This is a genomic window from Alkalihalobacillus sp. NPDC127517, assembly GCF_050276055.1.
In the GTDB taxonomy this organism is placed as follows: domain Bacteria; phylum Bacillota; class Bacilli; order Bacillales; family Bacillaceae_D; genus Alkalicoccobacillus.
This window is the reverse complement of the sequence record NZ_JBNNQX010000024.1, coordinates 1-19221: the sequence shown is the minus strand read 5'-3', so window position 1 is coordinate 19221 and position 19221 is coordinate 1. Positions and strand designations below refer to the sequence as shown.

Below are 19221 nucleotides of genomic sequence, written 5' to 3'. Positions count from 1 at the left end.
TGAAAGGGTGTTTATCCAATGAATGAATGGTGGAGAAAGTCAGTAGTGTATCAGATTTACCCGAAGAGCTTTAATGATACAACTGGAAACGGATTGGGTGATCTACAAGGAGTGATAGAGAAGCTAGATTACTTAAAAAAGCTAGGTGTAGACGTTATTTGGTTAACTCCTGTGTATTCCTCGCCGCAACGTGATAATGGATATGATATTAGTGACTACTATTCGATTCACGGTGAATATGGAACAATGAAAGACTTTGAGGAGCTGTTAGATGAAACACATAAAAGAGACATGAAATTGATCATGGACTTAGTTGTAAATCATTCATCTACAGAGAATGAGTGGTTTAAGCAGGCTTCGTCTTCAAAAGAGAATCAATATCGTGATTTTTATATCTGGAAGGATGCGGTGGATGGACAAGCTCCAACCAACTGGATTTCCAAGTTCGGAGGCTCGGCATGGAAGTGGGACGAGACTACTGAGCAGTACTATCTGCATTTATTTGATGAAACGCAAGGAGACCTTAACTGGGAAAACGAAGAGGTACGCAAGGAAGTCTACAAGCTGATGAAGTTTTGGTTTGAGAAGGGAATCGATGGCTTCCGTTTAGATGTCATCAATTTAATCTCAAAGGACCAGGACTTTCCAAACGATGACGGGTCGGTTGGACCTGGTGATGGACGTAAATTCTATACCGATGGTCCACGCGTTCACGAATATCTTCAAGAGATGAATCGTGAAGTTCTCGCACCTTATCAGGCTATGACTGTGGGGGAGATGTCATCAACGACATTAGATCATTGTGTGAAGTACTCACACCCCGACCGAAATGAACTAAGTATGACATTTAATTTCCATCATCTAAAAGTGGATTATCCAAATGGTGAGAAATGGGCGCTTGGTGAAATGGACTTTCTTGCTTTAAAACAGATTTTGTCTAAATGGCAGGTTGGTATGCATGAGGGTGGTGGATGGAATGCGTTGTTCTGGTGTAACCATGATCAACCAAGAGTTGTAAGTCGTTATGGGAACGACAAGCAGTATCATAAGGAATCTGCTAAAATGCTTGCCACAGTCATGCACATGATGCAAGGTACACCTTATATTTATCAAGGGGAAGAGTTTGGAATGACAAATCCTAAATTCAAGACCATTGATGAATATCGGGATGTTGAAACGTTAAATATGTATGAAGAATTAAAAGAAGCACAATTGGATGAATCAACAATTATGGAGATCATCAAGCAAAAATCTCGCGATAACTCACGTACACCAGTTCAGTGGAATGCAAAACCAAACGGAGGGTTCACTACTGGTACTCCGTGGATCAATACGGCCGACAATTATAAGGAAATCAACGCTGTTGAAGCTCTTAGTGACCCAAATTCGATCTTCTATTTTTATCAAAAGCTGGTTGATCTAAGAAAGACTCATGATATTATTACATTTGGAGACTACCAGCTGATACACGTTGACCACCAGCAGGTATTTGCGTACGTGCGACAGTGGCAGGATGAAAAGGTATTGGTATTGGCTAACTTTTATGAGCAGCCAGTAACAATTGATCTTCCAGGCTGGGTACAAGAGGAAGATGCGAGAGTCCTGCTTTCGAATTACGAGCAATTAAGTAAGCCAGGTCAAGAACTTACATTACGACCTTACGAAGCAGTGGTGTATCATGTTCAGACGTCTTCATATTGAAGAATAAGAACAGGCGGTGTTTGGGTTGAAAAGCAAATTCCAATGGGTATATGAAGAGCTGGCAAACCAGATTCAAACAGGGAAATGGAAGCCGAAAGAACTTCTACCTTCAGAGTTAGAGCTGGTTAAAACATACGATGCGTCTAGGGAGACTATCCGAAAAGCATTAAAGCTATTATCAGAGCGCGGCTATATTCAAAAAATACAAGGAAAAGGCTCTGTCGTACTCGATCGAGGGAAGATTGATTTTCCTTTTTCAGGTGTATCAAGCTTTAAAGAGCTGAGTGAACGTATGAGTATGAATGTGGAAACAACGGTTGTCGCATTTGATGAAATAAGTCCTGACCTTGATCTGCAGGACAAGCTGCAGCTAACAAGTGAACAAAAGGCCTTGCGTATTAAGCGAGTACGCAAGGTGGATGGTGAACGGGTCATCTTAGATAAAGATGACCTTGTTCAATCTGTTGTACCAGGTCTTACAGCGAACATGAGTGAGAATTCAATCTATGAATACATTGAAGAAACACTCGGGCTTGTAATTAGTTTTGCAAAAAAAGAAATTGTGGTAGAAGAACCAACGGAAGAGGATCTTGAATTGCTGGATATGGAAGGGTTCCAAAACATCGTAGTCGTTCGTGGCAGAACGTACTTAGATGACGCACGGATTTTCCAATATACTGAATCAAGGCATCGACCTGATAAATTCCGCTTTGTTAATTTTGCGAGAAGAGAGAAGCTGTAAGCAGAAAAGTAGGCGAACATTTAAATAAGCGGTATAATGCAGACAGATACTTCATTACAGGAGGTTAGCGTATGTCAGTCTATGATTACACAGTGAAATCTTCTAAGGGAGAAGAAATTCCACTGTCTAAGTATGAAGGAAAAGCATTACTGATTGTGAATACTGCTACGAAATGTGGATTTGCTCCTCAGTTTGATGGTTTGGAAAAGCTTCATCAGGAGTATGCAGACCAAGGCTTTGAAGTGCTAGGCTTTCCATGCAACCAATTCATGAATCAAGAGCCTGTTGAAGATGATGAAATGGAAAACGTATGTAAAGTGAACTTTGGTGTAAGCTTTCCTTTATTTGCAAAGGTTGATGTGAATGGAAGTGACGCACACCCTCTTTATCAATATCTTAAAAAAGAGAAAAAAGGCACAATTGGTTCCGAGGTAAAATGGAACTTCACAAAGTTCCTGGTGAACCAGCACGGGGAAGTAATTGAACGATTTGCCCCTACAACAAAGCCTGAGAAGATTGAACCTGAGATTAAGAAGCTTTTAAAATAACGTTGATAGACGAATGGCTGTGCGGACACCCTAGGTGAATGCACAGTTTTTTTTGAGATGAAACATGAGCACGGAGGTAACGATGAATAATCAAAATGAACAAATGGATCAGGCAGAAGAATTTCTCAATCAATGTTATAGTGAACGAGGGAAAACAAGAGATGAACTTCTTAACCGCTTAATCGAAGTGAAGGAAGAAATTCAACAAACAGGTTACTATTCACATACATATGAAGAATTAGTACACGGAGCGCGAATGGCATGGCGCAATAGCAATCGCTGCATTGGGCGTTTCTTTTGGGAAACGTTAAAGGTCATTGATGCCAGAGAGTGTAACGATGAGGAATCGATGGCTCGCGCACTGTTTGATCATATTAAGAGAGCAACAAACGGTGGCAATATTGTTCCTTATCTAACTGCTTTTCACCCTGCGCATGCATTAGGAAACATCCGCATCTGGAATCACCAGCTTATTCGTTATGCCGGCTATGTAGCCGAAGATGGTACAATGATAGGAGACCCAGCTTCCGTAGACTTTACGAAAGTATGTCAGGAGCTTGGATGGAAGGGGACAGGAAGCGCGTTTGATGTTCTACCACTAGTGATACAGCTCGGAGAGAACCCACCGGTACTTTTCCCCATCCCAGATGAACTCATTTTAGAAGTGCCTTTAACGCATCCAGCAAACTCTTCGTTTGAGTCGCTTGATTTAAAATGGTATGCCCTTCCTATTATTTCAGATATGAAGCTAGTCATCGGGGGAATTGAATATACTGCTGCGCCTTTTAATGGCTGGTATATGGGAACAGAGATTGGTGCGAGAAATCTTGCAGATACTGACCGTTACAACATGCTTCCTCGTGTAGCTGAGGTGTTTCGTCTGGATACATCAAGAGAATATACGCTTTGGCGTGATGAGGCGTTAATTGAATTAAATAAAGCCGTTTTGTTTTCGTTCAAACAAGCAGGTGTGAGTATAGTTGACCACCATACGGCTGCTAAACAGTTTGAGCGCTTTGAGAACAGAGAGCAGGATCAAGGTCGTAAGGTGACGGGGAAATGGTCCTGGCTGATCCCGCCGATTAGTCCTGCCACAACACATATGTTTAGAAAAGGATACAAGGATGATAGAGTGTTACCTAATTATTTCTATCAGCCCGTACCGTATAAGTAAAAGGAGGCAGGAGCATAGATGAGTATCTTGCGTGTTGAAAACCTGCATAAAACATTTGGAGAGAAAACGTTATTTGACCACCTTTCCTTTACAATAGAAGAAAAAGAGCGCATTGGTTTGATTGGTGTAAATGGAACAGGGAAATCCACCTTATTAAAGGTTCTTGCTGGTATAGAGGGAGCAGAAGAAGCAGATCTTTTTCACTCAAATGACTTTTCCGTAACTTATTTGCCGCAGCAACCTGATTTGGACGAGAATCGGACCATTTTAGAGCAAATTTATTACGGAGAATCCGTCATTATGGGTGCTATGCGAGCGTACGAACAAGCTTTGATAGACCTTGAAGAACAACCAGAAAGTGAACAGGTTCAAAATCGATTTATGAAGGCTCAGCAGAAAATGGATCAGGAATCTGCATGGGAAGCCAATACAACAGCTAAAACGATTCTTTACAAGCTAGGTATTCAAGATGTCAGTCAGCAAATTAGCACGCTTTCTGGTGGACAGAAAAAACGTGTGGCGATTGCAGAAGCGTTAATTCGACCGGCTGATCTGTTATTACTTGATGAACCTACCAACCACTTAGATCATGAAACGGTGGAATGGTTAGAAGGTTATTTGGCCAACTATAAAGGTGCGCTGATCATTATCACCCACGATCGTTACTTCCTTAATCGAGTAACCAATCAAATGTATGAACTTGATCAAGGCAAACTCTTTCAATATGAAGGAAACTTTGAAACGTACCTGCAAAAACGAGCAGAGCGTGAAGAGATGGAGCAAGTTGCAGAAAGCAAGCGCCAGAATCTTCTTAGGCGTGAGCTCGAATGGTTAAGACGTGGAGCTAAAGCCCGAACAACCAAACAAAAAGCGCGAGTGCAGCGGGCAGAGGGCTTAAGAGATGAGGAAGGACTTACTAAAAAACAAGATCTTGATTTCTCTATCGGTTCTGATCGTCTCGGCAATGATGTAATCGAACTCAAACAGGTTGGAAAGTCGTATAAGGACCGTGTGCTTTTCCACAATGTCGATTATTTAGTAGTTCCACATCAAAGACTTGGTATTATCGGATCCAACGGTACAGGAAAAACAACGCTTCTAAATATCATGGCTGGAAGAATTGCTGCAGATACAGGAGAAGTTAGCAGAGGATCAACCGTTAAAATCGGCTATTACACTCAGGACGACCAAGAAATTGATGGTGAGCTTAAAGTCATTGAGTACATTAAAGAAGTGGCTGAGGTTGTGTACACTGCAGATGGTCAAACGGTCACGGCTGAGCAAATGCTTGAACGTTTTCTGTTTCCACGAAATATGCAATGGACGTATATTAGACGACTATCAGGCGGAGAGAAACGCCGTCTTTACTTATTAAAAGTTTTAATGGGTGAACCAAATGTACTCTTTTTGGATGAGCCAACCAATGATTTAGACATTCAAACGCTTTCTGTATTAGAAGATTACATTGACCAGTTTCCTGGCGTAGTGATTACCGTCTCACATGATCGTTACTTCTTAGATAAAGTTGTGGATCACCTTCTTTATTTAAATGGTGATGGAAACGTTCAACGCTATCAAGGCGACTATTCCGAATTTTTAATTCAAAAACAGGAACAAGAAGCTAGTCAACTCACAATAGCTACTGAAACGAACTCAAAAGGAAAAGTAAAGTCTCAACAATCCCGCAGACTCACTTATAAAGAAAAGCAGGATTGGGAAAGCATTGAAGGAAAAATGGAAGATCTCGAACAGAAAATCACAGAGGTTGAACAAGCAATTGAAGCGGCTGGAAGTGACTATACTGAAATTGAAAAACGACTAAACGAAAAGCAAGAGCTTGAAAGCGAATTAGAAGCAGCGATGGATCGCTGGACAGAGCTGTCTGAACTTATAGAAGGACTAAAAGAATAGACCGTCAACAAAGTGGTTTCACTCTGAACCACTTTGTTTTTATGTATAGCTGGAAGAAAATTATGACAATGAATGTTTTTGAATATTTTTGATTGATTATGACTGTTTAAAAGGGTATACTAATTTCGACGAGAGATAGGAGTGTGCATCATGCTTACTGTGGAACGTCAAGCAATGATCATGAAAGTCTTAAAAGAAAAGCATACGGTAAAGCTGAATGAACTTGTAGATTTAACAGGATCTTCGGAGTCTACTATACGAAGAGATCTAACAGAATTGGAAAGTGGAAAGAAATTAAAGCGCATACATGGAGGAGCAACACTCCTTCAAAAGAAGAGACTTGAGCCGACTATCGCAGAGAAATCTTCCAAAAACATTCAAGAAAAACGTCAAATAGCTCAATTTGCGTCATCATTTGTTGAGAAAGGTGACTGTATTTTCTTAGATGCTGGAACGACAACGCTTGAAATGATTCCATTTTTAAAAGATAGGCAAGTCGTTGTTGTGACAAATGGATTAACAAATGTGGTTGAGCTTGTAGAAGCTGGTATTGAAACGCATGTTGTAGGTGGTCAAGTAAAGCCTGGCACGCGAGCATTTATCGGTCGCAGTGCCATCGAAACGCTTGAATCATTCCGTTTTGATAGTGCATTTCTTGGTGCAAACGGAATAACACCTGAAGATGGATGTACTACGCCAGATCCTCAAGAAGCCTTTGTAAAAACGTATGCAAAGAGTCGATCTAGACAAAGCTACGTGGTAGCAGATCATTCGAAATTCGGAGAAGTATCCTTTGCCAAATTTGCTGAATTAAAAGATGTGACGCTTCTGACAAGTTCCTATCTCGAGGAGCATGTTCAGAACACGTACAAAGAAATAGTAGATATAAAGGTGGTTGCAATATGATATACACGGTCACACTAAACCCGGCTGTTGATTACTTTGTGGAGCTGGATGACCTGAAGCCAGGTCATGTGAACCGATCCAGGAAAGAGCATAAAGCACCTGGAGGGAAAGGCATTAACGTATCACGTGTATTAAAACGACTAGGACATAATAGTCAGACTCTCGGTTTTATTGGTGGATTTACAGGTGACTACATTATTAACACGCTACAAGAAGAAAAGATTGAAACAAGCTTTGTTAAAGTTAATGGAGATACGCGCATTAACATTAAGATGAAGGCAACAGATGAAACAGAGTTAAATGGTACATCTCCTGAAGTAACAGAGCAAAATGTAGCCGAGCTCGTTAGTCAGCTTGATCAGCTTAAAGAAGGAGACACGTTAGTGCTTGCTGGCAGTGTTCCCGGAACATTACCGACATCTATTTACACAGAGTGGATCCAACAAGTAAAAGAAAATGGCGTAAACGTCTTTCTTGATACAAGTGGCGAACCATTTGCTGATGCTGTTGAAGCGGCACCAACATTCATTAAGCCAAATCATCATGAGCTTTCTGAGCTAGTTGGAGCAGACATTCAAACACCGGAGCAAGCAGTTCCTTATGTAAGACAACTTGTTGCAAAAGGGATTGACTATGTATTTGTTACATTTGCTGGTGACGGAGCCATTCTTGGAACGAAGGAGCAAACCCTTTTTGCAACAACACCAAAGGGGACAGTTGTGAATTCCGTTGGGGCAGGAGATTCAACACTTGCTGGATTTATAGCAGCGAGCATGGATGAATTACCACTCGAGGATGCATTCCGTTTTGCTGTATCTTCAGGTAGCTCAACAGCCTTCTCAAAAGGGTTCTGTGAGTTATCACATGTGAAGGAATTAATGAACCAAGTAAAGGTATCAACACTCTAATGACAAAAAGAGAGCATATTTGGGGGAAAGGTGGATCTTTATGAAGATCTCAGAACTACTAAAAAAAGATACAATGATTTTAGATCTTAAAGCGACTACGAAGGAAGCAGTCATTGATGAGCTGATCACGAAGCTTGATCAAGCTGGTCGTCTAAAAGATAAACGAGCATATAAGGAAGCCATTCTAGCTCGTGAAGCGCAAAGTACAACGGGTTTAGGTGAAGGAATTGCTATTCCACACGCGAAAACAGCAGCTGTTCGCACACCGGCAATTGGATTTGGTCGTTCAACAGCAGGAATTGACTACGAAGCACTTGATGGTCAACCGAGTCAATTATTCTTTATGATCGCAGCTAGTGAAGGAGCAAACAACGAGCACTTAGCGACGCTATCTCGTTTAACGACATTCTTAATGGATGACAGCTTCCGTCAAATCATCTTAAACGCTACAAGCGAAGATGAAATTTTAGCAGCCATTGATCAAAAGGATGCGGAGAAGGAAGCGGAAGAAGCAGCAGAAGCAGAAGCGGAAGCAGCGAAACAAACCGAGTCTCAATCATCCGTTACAAAGACACCTGATAGCCCTCAAATCTTAGGCGTCACTGGCTGTCCGACTGGTATTGCTCACACATATATGGCAGCAGATGCCCTGAAAAACAAAGCAGCAGAGCTAGGCTACACCATTAAAGTAGAAACAAATGGCTCAGGCGGAGTTAAAAACAAACTAACAGCCGCTGAAATTGAAGCAGCAGATGCGATTATTGTTGCCGCTGATACGAAGATTGAAATGACACGATTTGCTGGTAAAAAGGTCATTCAAGCACCCGTTGCTGATGGAGTACGTAAGCCAAAAGATTTAATTGATCGTGCGATGGCAGCAGATGCACCAATCTACAAAGCGACAGGCAGCTCAAGTAATGACGATTCATCTGACTCTGAGAAAAAAGGCCTAAACATCTATAAGCACATCATGAACGGTGTATCCAACATGCTACCATTTGTTATCGGTGGCGGAATTTTAATTGCGTTGTCGTTTTTGTTTGGTGGAATTAATGCTGAAGGTACATTTGCTAGCATGCTTAATGAAATTGGTGGAGGTACAGCATTTGGTTTGTTAGTACCTGTGCTGGCTGCATTTATTGCCATGAGTATTGCAGATCGTCCCGGATTTGCACCTGGTTTAGTCGCTGGTATGATTGCTATGAACGGCGAAGCTGGATTTTTAGGTGGATTAATTGCAGGTTTCCTAGCAGGTTATATTGCATTGCTCGTACGCCAATTAATTAACAAGCTTCCACAAGTATTATCTGGTATTGGTAACATTTTATTTACACCTGTTTTGAACCTACTTATCACAGGTATGATTATGCTATTAATCGTCACTCCACTTGCAAGTGTAAACCTTGGCCTACAAAGCTGGTTAAATGGTTTAGGTACTACAAATATGATTATTTTAGGAGTCATCTTAGGTGGAATGATGGCTGTTGACATGGGTGGACCTATTAACAAGGCAGCCTTTACTTTTGGTATTGCAATGATCGATGCTGGGAACCTTGCTCCACACGCAGCTGTTATGGCTGGGGGGATGGCTCCTCCAATCGGAATTGCCCTAGCTACAACGTTTTTCCGTAGTAAGTTTTCTAGAAAAGATCGTCAATCAGGTATCACAAACTACTTACTTGGTTTATCGTTTATTACAGAAGGAGCGATACCGTTTGCTGCAGCGGATCCATTACGAGTGATTCCTGCAGCAGTGGCCGGCTCTGCCTTAGCAGGTGGATTGACGGCATTCTTCGGGATACTACTTCCTGCACCACATGGTGGATTGTTTGTATTCCCATTAGTTAACCAAAACGAGTGGTGGCCTTATGCTTTCTTATACCTACTAGCCGTAGTTTTAGGAGCAATCCTAACAGCAATCTTACTAGGTATCTTCAAAAAGAAAGTCATAGAAGACTAACTAAGATTCAAACCTGTCTGGTTTTCCGGACAGGTTTTTTTGTTGAATTTTTACCGATATGAGCATACTTACAGCATTTTATAAAAAAAACGATGTTTAACAACTGTTTTAGAAGGGTTCTGTATACAGTGTAAACAAGGTTAGGAGGGATGGCTCAATGAGCATGCGTTGGCGCAGCTACCTATTTTAGGGGCGACAACCACATTGAAACTTTCGAATAGTGAATTCGCACCGAGAAGCCGACAAAAACATAAGGAAAGTTAATATAAAACTCGGGAAATATACTAGGAGGTAAGTGAAATGGACATGAACATTGATTTATATCCCTCAAGGGTCAGCAGCAAGGCAACGATTAAAGAAAGAAAGGACCCAATCATCCATTCAAACGGAGATGAAGGTCCATTAAAGCAGATTGAATTAACCTCTTATGAAGAGAATGGATACTTAATGATTGAGAAGCTGTTTACAGATGAAGAAGTAGAGTTAATGAAACAAGAATTAGAGAAAACAATTAAAGAGAACCAATCCAGAGACTCAGCAGATGTAATTAAAGAACCTGGTAGCAACGAAATTCGATCTGTTTTTGAAATTCATAAAGATAGCGGTTTCTTTGAATTACTTTCCAAGAATGAACGGATTGTTAAGATAGCAGAGCAGCTGCTTGGAAGTCAGGTATATATAAACCAATCACGCATTAATTTTAAGCCTGGTTTTAAAGGGAAAGAGTTTTATTGGCATTCTGATTTTGAAACATGGCATGTAGAGGATGGGATGCAGCATATGCGCGCGGTGAGCTGCTCAATTATCTTAACGGATAATTATGAGTTTAACGGACCGTTAATGCTTATTCCTGGCTCCCATAAATGGTATGTGTCATGTGCAGGTGAAACCCCAGATAACAACTTCAAATCATCTCTGCAAAAGCAAGTAGCAGGAACACCAGATAATGATAGCTTAAGCTGGTTAACAGAAGAGGCAGGCGGCAGAATTGATCGTGCGACTGGTCCAGCTGGCTCGGTGCTGTTTTTTGAATGTAATACTATGCACGGGTCAAATGGGAATCTCTCACCTTATCCACGAAGTAATGTGTTCTTTGTATTTAATTCGATGGAGAATGTAATAGGGAAGCCTTATTCTGGACAAGACCCCAGACCTGAATTCCTGGCAAACCGTGAAGGGGTTAAACCCATTCATGCAGTGTCTTCACATTCGCTAACAAAACAAAAGATCCATTATTGAACAAAATAACCATCTATATCCATTTATCGGATTCTAGTTTTCCTGGGAAATAAATCTTGCCGTTTTTAAGGTTAAGGTGGCGAATACTAGGGGAATAGAGGAATGAGTGGAGGAATGAATATGAAGCTTATTTCCTATTCCTATCAAAAAAGAGGAAAGATGAAAGCCATTTATGATCGTTTCTCAGAATCACCAGTGATTTTTTGTAAAATAAATGGCTACTACTTCGTTTATTATGTTAGATGGTCAGAGAATGATCCCATCGTAACGACACAGGATTTGGTTGATATGGAAATGGAATTGAACCTGGAAATGGATACAATTGAAGCATATCGAAGGAGAAAACGGTATAAGTAAACAAAAAAAGGCGAATGACCGATTTGGGCATTCGCCTTTTTCTTAATGTTACACCGTTGCTTTTTGTAATTTATCAATAAATTTTAAAGAGCGTCCGGTACCAATTGCTACTGACTCAAGAGGATTAGGTGCTAGGTGTACAGGTACAGAGATTTCGTTTGATAACCAGTCCTGTATGCCTTTTAGCAATGCGCCACCACCAGTAATTAATACACCACGGTCTACGATGTCTCCACTTAATTCTGGAGGGCAATCTTCAAGTGTAGAACGAACAGCTTCTAAAATCTGAAGCAGGTGTTCACTAATTGCATGACGTACCTCATCTGATTGTAAGGCAACGGTTTTCGGTAGGCCGTTTACAAGATCACGACCTCGTACTTCCATACTTAAGATTTCATGGTCAATTGGTGCATACCCAATCTCCATTTTAATTTGTTCCGCTGTGCGTTCACCGATTAGAACGTTATATTGCTTACGAACATGCTGAATAATTGCTTCATCAAGCTTGTCCCCACCAATACGTACAGAGTTGCATGAAACCACTCCACCAAACGAAATGATCGCGACTTCAGTTGTACCACCACCGATGTCAACAACTACGTTAGCTGTTGGTTCTTCAACGGGTAGATCAGCACCAATGGCAGCTGCTACTGGTTCTTCAATCACATGAACATTTTTGGCACCACAGCTACGAACCGCATCTAAAATAGCACGACGTTCTACAGATGTTGAGCCTGATGGAGCACAGACAACAACATTAGGCTTTCTTAGAGCTAGTCCCATTTGTTTGCTTGCTTTTTTCATAATTGCTTTTAACATACTAGTTGTTACATCAAAATCTGCAATAACACCATCACGTAATGGGCGAACAGCAACGATATGAGATGGTGTTTTACCAACCATACTTTTTGCCTCTGCACCTACTGCAAGAACGTCACGTGTTTCTGTATTAAGAGCCACTACTGAAGGCTCATTTAATATAATGCCTTTGTCTTTACTATAAACAAGGATATTTGCAGTTCCTAAATCAATACCAATCTCTGCATTTGAAAACATAGACTCACCAACTTTTCATAGAAATACTCATTAGGCTTCATTTTAACAAGATAACACGCGTAAAAAAAGGGTCGGAACGCTTATCTACTATGTAAGAATGTGAGATTTGTTGAGGATTTTATCATAGGTCTTGATCAGTAAGAACATCCTCTGTAGTTGGGTTAAAAAGCATGATCTGTTAAACTAAAATTAGTAAGCCATTTCATTATGGGAAGGTGATGAACATGGAAACGGATAAAGGAATCATTTTGTTTGATGGAGTATGCAATTTATGTAATAAAGGTGTAGATTTTATCATAAAACGAGATAAACATAACTATTTTTATTTTGCGTCGATTCAGTCTGAGATTGGTCAGACATTAATGAAAAAGTATTCAATTGGCAGGTATGTAGATTCAATGATTTTAATTGAAGATGATCGTGCCTATACTCATGATCAGGCTGTTCTTAAGATTACTTCGCACCTGCCTTTTCGCTGGAGATTATGTCAGATTGCATATGTTCTTCCTCGGCCTTTAAGAAAAGCATGTTATCAACTTGTTGCAAGGTATCGTCATCGGTTCTTTGGAAAAAGTGAATCCTGTAGACTGCCATCAAAAGAAGAACGGGCGCAGTTTCTATAAAATTGTGAAAGTTTTTCAATACTTTAAGCAGGAACATTTAGCTTAAGATCGAACCATGATATACTAGCAAAAAGGTGTAGCTAAGATAGGACTTGCTGCATCATTAGGAGGGGACATACATGGAAGTCAATCACAACGAGACGTACTTCAAAGAAAAATTGGAACATGCAAAAATTCAATTTGAGCGTACAATTGACTGTAAGCATACGGAGTTTGATGACCTTTACCCTTATATGACAGAGCAACCACAGTTTTTCTGGTATAAGCGATATGTTGCTTGGCAGGAGCTTTTAACCTTTGTGCGTGTAGCCGAAGATTTTGAGTATAAATGGACTGAGTTGTTTACACAAAAACAAGCTGCTTACATTCAATCTCGTATTTTAGATGCAAAGGTTTTAGATGATTGGTATGAAGAGCAAGAGCTTGAAGCAGAACAAGAACAATCACAGTAATGAAGATGATATTCGAGGGTGGAACCCACAACATGGGCCGCCCTCGTTTTTTATGCAAAGGTGATCTTTGATTGCGAATGGTGATGAACACTTTCAATTTCATCATCTATATCAAACGTGATTTCATCGTTTGTTGGTAAGTCATCATAATACTGAACAATTTTAAATTCAGTTAATGATACTAAGAGATAGGAAAAACGTTCGTCTTCATCTTCAAATAAGGCATACAGATGTTTATTTTTTGCGTAGATTAATTCTCCGGCTTGTCTCTTTTCTTCTTTTCGATTGAGTAAGACCTCCATAAACCTCTCTCCAATCTTTCATGGTTTCATAGTTATCTGACAGCGAACCTTATGATTCGCTTGATCCTGACTTTTTTGATTGTTTATGATTTGATTTGTTCCCGCCATTATCAACTAACTCACTTGCCACCTCTTGATTAAAAAGAGTTTCAGTAGGCGTTTGATTATTTGTTAATGCTTTATTTTTTTGTGGGTCACGCTTATGCATATGAACAGCCTCCTATCACATTTTGGTATACACTAGAGATAATATTAGTATTGGGTTTTTTAACTGATTTCATACAAAGAAGGTGGATATTTTGGCAAAAGGTAAGTTTTACGTAGTGTGGAAGGGAATCCAACCAGGAATCTATACAAGCTGGGCTGAATGTGAGGCTCAAGTGAAAGGGTTCCCTGGTGCAAGATTTAAATCCTTCCCATCAAAAGCAGATGCTGAAGCGGCGTTTAGTTCAAGGCCTGGCACAGCAACAGCTAGATCAACAAAAACAACTAGCTTTAGAAAAAAAACGGAAGCTCCAGTAAGTAAAGATAAAATAATCTGGGAAAGTATCTCCGTAGATGTTGGTTCAAGGGGAAATCCGGGTATAGTTGAATATAAAGGCGTTGATACGAAGTCAGGTGAAATTCTTTTCTCCCATGGAGAAATACATATTGGAACTAACAATATGGGAGAGTTTCTAGCCATTGTTCATGGACTTGCTTATTTAAAGGAACGAAATGATTCAACAACCCCGGTCTATTCCGATTCAAGAACAGCGATCAAATGGGTGAAGGACCGGAAAGCCAATTCAAGCTTGGAGCGTTCATTAAAGACAGAGGAAATGTGGATGTTGATCGACCGAGCGGAAAAATGGCTTGCCACAAATCAATATAAGAATCCTATTCTCAAATGGGAAACAAAGCATTGGGGAGAAATTAAAGCAGACTACGGCCGAAAATAGGGAGGAATTCGCTTGTATCACGTTCTACGCACAAAACAAAAGCAGTACTTCTATAGTGGCACAACCCGTTCCGAGGAATTCAGACTACATCAGCTTGATAAGCTCAGAAATGTGATTAAACAAAAAGAAAACCGAATCTTACACGCCTTGAAACTAGATTTAAATAAATCAAAGGAAGAGGCTTTTACAACAGAAATTGGTTTTGTTTATGCGGAAATTACGCTCGTAGAAAATTCATTAAAAGAATGGATGACTCCACAAAAAGTAAAAACACCCGCTTCGCATACTGGCTCGAAAAGCTATGTGATTCATGAGCCAAGAGGATCTGTGTTAATTATTGCTCCGTGGAACTATCCATTCCAACTCGCAATGGCCCCGTTAATTGGTGCGATTGCTGCTGGAAACTGTGCGGTTGTGAAGCCTTCAGAGCTTACGCCTCATACTTCTGCTGTCATTGCTGAAATCATTGGAGAAACATTTAATGAAGATTATATTGCTGTTGTAGAAGGTGCAGTAGAGGCAAGTACAGAGCTGTTAAAGGAACCATTCGACTATATTTTCTTCACAGGTAGTGTAGCGGTCGGTAAAGTTGTGATGGAAGCAGCAGCTAAGCATTTAACTCCCCATACACTTGAACTTGGAGGGAAGAGTCCAGCTATCGTCCACCGGGATGCAAAGCTTGATCTTGCTGCCAAACGAATCGCTTGGGGGAAATTTCTGAATGCCGGTCAAACCTGTATCGCGCCAGATTATGTGTTAGTTGACGAAACAGTAAAGGATGTTTTCCTTGAAAAGCTAGAAAAGCACATTAACTCTTTATATAAAAAGCCATGGAAAAAAGGAGAATATCCTCGCATTGTCAGCGAGAAGCACTTTGATCGACTCGTTGAGTTTATTGAAGAAGGGGATGTACTCGTTGGTGGACAGTATAAGCGGGAAGAGCTTGCCCTATCACCAACTGTTTTATCAGGGGTAGGTTGGAATTCAAATGTCATGCAGGATGAAATCTTTGGGCCGGTTCTTCCGATTCTTACGTACTCCTCTACTGTAGAAGCACAAACCAGAATTCGGGAGCTACCAAATCCGCTAGCACTTTATGTCTTTACAGAAAGTAAGGAAGTTGAATCTCAATTTGTTGATGAGCTTTCATTTGGCGGCGGTTGTGTGAATGACACTATCATGCATGTAGCCAATCCATATCTTCCGTTTGGAGGAGCTGGACCAAGTGGTATCGGAGCGTATCATGGGTACGATAGTTTTCTCACGTTTTCCCATCGTAAAGGAATGGTGAAGCAGTCTACCTCGTTTGATCTACCAATCCGCTATAAACAAGGACCTATTACGCACAAACTGATCCGAAACCTGATGAAATAGGAGGAATCACCTTGCAGATAAAGGAACATGTTGATGTTCTTGGAGTAGGTATCGGCCCTTTTAATTTAGGGCTGGCTGCACTACTTGAAGAAGGAACCGACTTAAACTGTGTATTTTTTGAGAAACATACAAGTATGCAATGGCATCCTGGAATGCTGCTAGATATGACCGACTTACAGGTGCCTTTTTTAGCGGATTTAGTTACTTTCGCTAATCCGAAGAGTGAGTATACATTTTTAAATTATCTGCATGAGCAAGAAAGACTGTATGCCTTTTATTTCTTTAATCGCTTTGATATTCCAAGGAAAGAGTATAATGCGTACTTGCAATGGGTCGCAGCAAAGCTTTCAAATTGTCAATTTGCAACAAATGTGAAGGATGTTACATACGATTTGGCAAAAGACTACTACCTTGTTTCCTGTGAAAACTTACAGACCAATGAGACATACATGCTTTCAGCAGGACATATCGTGATGGGAACAGGCAGTGAACCACTTGTGCCGGGTGGAATAAAAGAATTGTTAACTGAAGATTTTGTGCATTCGAGCAAGTACATACAAAACAGTGAGGACCTTAAAGCCTCAGGTTCAATCACAATCGTTGGATCAGGACAAAGTGCAGCAGAGATTTTTTATGATCTGCTTCATGATCAGGAGCGTTTTGGTTACTCATTAAGTTGGTTTACACGATCTGCGGGTTTCTTTCAGATGGAAGAAGGGAAACTAGGGATAGAGATGTTTTCTCCGGAATATGTTGAATATTTCAGTGAGCTTCCCTTCTCAAAAAGGAAAGAGGCACTGCCGTTACTTGGCAGCATTCGTAACGGTATCCAAGTAAAGACACTAAAGAATATCTATGATCTCTTATACCATCGTTCAATTGAGAGCCCTCATCGTCCTGCCCATATTCAAGCCATGTGTGAGTTAACTGATATCAAGCAGGTGGATTCAAAGACGTACGATCTTACATTCCATCAATGGCAAAAAGACTCTACCATCTCTCATCATACGGAGAAAATAGTTTTAGCTACAGGCTACAAGCCTGCTATTCCACAATGGATTGAACAGATGAAGGATGACTTTGAGTGGGAAAGTGAGAAGGAATTTAAAGTAGAGCTTGATAGTCGTCTTGTATTTAAGAAACCTAGAAATGCTCATGTTTTTGCTTTATCAAACGTTGTGCATGCTCATGGAACAGGGGCTACGAACTTACAGCTAGCTGTCCAGCGTAATCAGCGAATTGTTAATTTTGTAACCGGTGAAGATACGTACCCAATAAGCAGAGGAAATACGTTTCAACAGTTTTAAACGAATAATCTAGTTTTTCATTTGACTGTTCTACTAGAATTTTATATTATAATGATTATAATCTAATAATCATTATTTAAAAAGAAATGAAAAGAGGGTCTATCGTGAAAAAACTGACAACCAATCAAGGACAACCGATTTATGATAATCAAAATTCACGTACAGCGGGCAGAAGAGGTCCAACGCTACTAGAAGACTATCAATTAATTGAAAAGCTTGCGCACTTTGATAGAGAACGTGTACCAGAACGTGTAGTGCATGCTCGTGGTGCAGGAGCGCACGGTGTATTTAAGGTAGCTAACAGTATGAGACGTTATACAAAAGCTTCCTTTTTAAGAGATGAAGGAACAGAAACACCGGTATTTGTCCGCTTTTCAACTGTTATTCACGGTCAGCATTCACCTGAAACACTCCGGGATCCACGTGGGTTTTCAGTGAAGTTTTATACAGAGGAAGGGAACTGGGACTTTGTCGGAAACAATCTACCAGTCTTCTTTATCCGCGATGCAATTAAGTTTCCGGATATGGTTCACTCACTTAAGCCAGATCCGCGTACCAATGTTCAAGATCCAAATCGATACTGGGACTTCATGTCATTGTCTCCTGAATCAACAAACATGATGATGCACCTATTTACAGATGAGGGAATCCCAGCTAATTATAGAGAAATGCGTGGTTCGAGTGTTCATGCATTTAAGTGGATTAACGCTTATGGAAATACGGTGTATGTAAAATTTCGCTGGGTTCCTAAAGCAGGACAGCGTAACCTATCCGCAGAAGAGGCAACCGAGGTTCAAGGAAAAGATTTTAACCATGCTTCCGTTGATCTGTACAATGCGATCGAGAATGGTGATTATCCTGAGTGGGACTTCTACGTACAAATCCTAGATCCTGCAGATATGGATAACTATGACTTTGATCCGCTTGATGCAACGAAAGACTGGTTTGAAGAGGATTTTCCATATCACCATGTTGGAACCATGACATTAAACCGTAATCCTGAGGATGTGTTCTCAGAAACAGAGTCTGTTGGATTTAATCCAGGTGTAGTGGTTCCGGGAATAGAGCCATCCGAAGATAAATTACTTCAAGGGCGTTTATTCTCTTATTCTGATACACAACGTTACCGGATTGGAGCCAATTACTTACAGTTGCCGATCAACTGTCCGTTTGCAAATGTCGACAACTACCAAAGAGATGGTGCGATGCCGTTTAAGCAGCAGAAGAGTCCAGTAAACTATGAACCAAACCGTTACGAAACGGAGCCGAAGGAAGATGAGCTTCATATGGATTACAAGGCGCCGAACGAAGGGGAGACACGAGGCAGACAACCCATTGAGAAAACAAACCATTTTGGTCAAGCAGGTCAAGTCTATCGCCGTCACAGTAAGGAAATGCAAGATCAGTTAGTGAAAAACCTTGTTGCCGACTGGCAGTCGGTTGAACAACGAACAGTACTACTGCTTCTATGTAACTTCTACCGTGCAGATGCTGACTTAGGTAAACGATTAGCTGATGAAATGGATGTTGATTTAACCCCTTATCTTGAGAAGTTAGAACAAATGTAAGTGCGGTGGGAGTAAGAGGTTGAGACAAAACATAAAACATCAATGAAATAAGAACACAGCAACAAATCCGCTACTGGAGAATCCCTCGCACCCGCGCGGAACGGCCTCAGCCCCTTTCGCGGGAAGGGCGCCGCTACAGTGTCTTCACCGCG

19 protein-coding genes are annotated in these 19221 nt (G+C 40.7%); 16 read left to right on the top strand and 3 right to left on the bottom strand.

The window, feature by feature from the left end; translation table 11 throughout:
- Positions 1-18: 18 nt before the first annotated feature.
- The 10 genes from treC to ACQKKO_RS20390 all read left to right on the top strand — a co-directional run bounded on the left by treC (position 19) and on the right by ACQKKO_RS20390 (position 11446).
- On the top strand, positions 19-1701 hold the full coding sequence (gene treC / locus ACQKKO_RS20435; protein WP_498650409.1) for an alpha,alpha-phosphotrehalase: 1683 nt from the start codon (positions 19-21) through the stop codon (positions 1699-1701).
- Positions 1702-1726: 25 nt separating this feature from the next.
- Positions 1727-2443 (top strand): trehalose operon repressor, encoded by a 717-nt coding sequence (gene treR, locus ACQKKO_RS20430; RefSeq protein WP_498650407.1) that lies wholly within the window; start codon positions 1727-1729, stop codon positions 2441-2443.
- A gap of 71 nt (positions 2444-2514) precedes the next feature.
- The gene (locus ACQKKO_RS20425; RefSeq protein WP_498650405.1) at positions 2515-2991 is read left to right on the top strand and encodes a glutathione peroxidase; all 477 of its coding nucleotides are present in this window, start codon (positions 2515-2517) and stop codon (positions 2989-2991) included.
- A gap of 82 nt (positions 2992-3073) precedes the next feature.
- The gene (locus ACQKKO_RS20420) at positions 3074-4165 is read left to right on the top strand and encodes a nitric oxide synthase oxygenase (protein ID WP_498650403.1); all 1092 of its coding nucleotides are present in this window, start codon (positions 3074-3076) and stop codon (positions 4163-4165) included.
- An 18-nt stretch (positions 4166-4183) separates the two neighbouring features.
- Complete coding sequence (locus ACQKKO_RS20415; protein WP_498650401.1) at positions 4184-6076, top strand: ABC-F family ATP-binding cassette domain-containing protein; 1893 nt, start codon at positions 4184-4186, stop codon at positions 6074-6076.
- Positions 6077-6226: 150 nt separating this feature from the next.
- Positions 6227-6982 (top strand): DeoR/GlpR family DNA-binding transcription regulator, encoded by a 756-nt coding sequence (locus ACQKKO_RS20410; protein WP_498650399.1) that lies wholly within the window; start codon positions 6227-6229, stop codon positions 6980-6982.
- Complete coding sequence (gene pfkB, locus ACQKKO_RS20405) at positions 6979-7890, top strand: 1-phosphofructokinase (protein WP_498650398.1); 912 nt, start codon at positions 6979-6981, stop codon at positions 7888-7890. Before ACQKKO_RS20410 ends, pfkB begins: the two co-directional genes overlap by 4 nt.
- 40 nt (positions 7891-7930) lie before the next feature.
- Positions 7931-9850, top strand: coding sequence for a PTS fructose transporter subunit IIABC (locus tag ACQKKO_RS20400; protein WP_498650396.1), 1920 nt, complete (start codon positions 7931-7933; stop codon positions 9848-9850).
- A gap of 306 nt (positions 9851-10156) precedes the next feature.
- Complete coding sequence (gene thpD / locus ACQKKO_RS20395; protein ID WP_498650443.1) at positions 10157-11089, top strand: ectoine hydroxylase; 933 nt, start codon at positions 10157-10159, stop codon at positions 11087-11089.
- Between the two features lie 102 nt (positions 11090-11191).
- Complete coding sequence (locus tag ACQKKO_RS20390) at positions 11192-11446, top strand: protein YuzH (RefSeq protein ID WP_498650394.1); 255 nt, start codon at positions 11192-11194, stop codon at positions 11444-11446.
- A gap of 48 nt (positions 11447-11494) precedes the next feature.
- Here the strand turns inward: ACQKKO_RS20390 and mreBH are convergent, their stop codons facing one another.
- Positions 11495-12502, bottom strand: a complete 1008-nt coding sequence (mreBH, locus tag ACQKKO_RS20385) for a rod-share determining protein MreBH (protein WP_498650392.1) — start codon at positions 12500-12502, stop codon at positions 11495-11497.
- Between the two features lie 224 nt (positions 12503-12726).
- Between mreBH and ACQKKO_RS20380 the strand changes: the two genes are divergently transcribed.
- Together ACQKKO_RS20380 and ACQKKO_RS20375 are read left to right on the top strand one after the other, a co-directional pair.
- On the top strand, positions 12727-13125 hold the full coding sequence (locus ACQKKO_RS20380; RefSeq protein ID WP_498650390.1) for a thiol-disulfide oxidoreductase DCC family protein: 399 nt from the start codon (positions 12727-12729) through the stop codon (positions 13123-13125).
- A 119-nt stretch (positions 13126-13244) separates the two neighbouring features.
- The gene (locus tag ACQKKO_RS20375; RefSeq protein WP_498650388.1) at positions 13245-13577 is read left to right on the top strand and encodes a hypothetical protein; all 333 of its coding nucleotides are present in this window, start codon (positions 13245-13247) and stop codon (positions 13575-13577) included.
- A gap of 50 nt (positions 13578-13627) precedes the next feature.
- Here ACQKKO_RS20375 and ACQKKO_RS20370 read toward each other — a convergent pair whose 3' ends face one another.
- Both ACQKKO_RS20370 and ACQKKO_RS20365 read right to left on the bottom strand, forming a co-directional pair.
- Positions 13628-13879, bottom strand: a complete 252-nt coding sequence (locus ACQKKO_RS20370) for a hypothetical protein (RefSeq protein WP_498650386.1) — start codon at positions 13877-13879, stop codon at positions 13628-13630.
- A 49-nt stretch (positions 13880-13928) separates the two neighbouring features.
- Entirely contained in the window at positions 13929-14087 is a 159-nt protein-coding gene (locus tag ACQKKO_RS20365) for a hypothetical protein (protein ID WP_498650384.1), read from the bottom strand.
- A 91-nt stretch (positions 14088-14178) separates the two neighbouring features.
- On the opposite strand from ACQKKO_RS20365, the gene rnhA reads away from it, so the two are divergent.
- The 4 genes from rnhA to ACQKKO_RS20345 all read left to right on the top strand — a co-directional run bounded on the left by rnhA (position 14179) and on the right by ACQKKO_RS20345 (position 19069).
- Positions 14179-14820, top strand: coding sequence for a ribonuclease H (gene rnhA, locus ACQKKO_RS20360; protein WP_498650382.1), 642 nt, complete (start codon positions 14179-14181; stop codon positions 14818-14820).
- Between the two features lie 12 nt (positions 14821-14832).
- Positions 14833-16194 (top strand): aldehyde dehydrogenase, encoded by a 1362-nt coding sequence (locus tag ACQKKO_RS20355; protein ID WP_498650379.1) that lies wholly within the window; start codon positions 14833-14835, stop codon positions 16192-16194.
- Positions 16195-16211: 17 nt separating this feature from the next.
- Positions 16212-17501 (top strand): lysine N(6)-hydroxylase/L-ornithine N(5)-oxygenase family protein, encoded by a 1290-nt coding sequence (locus ACQKKO_RS20350; RefSeq protein ID WP_498650441.1) that lies wholly within the window; start codon positions 16212-16214, stop codon positions 17499-17501.
- Positions 17502-17605: 104 nt separating this feature from the next.
- Positions 17606-19069: a catalase gene (locus ACQKKO_RS20345; protein ID WP_498650377.1), complete on the top strand. Its 1464-nt coding sequence runs from the start codon at positions 17606-17608 to the stop codon at positions 19067-19069.
- Positions 19070-19221: the final 152 nt, after the last annotated feature.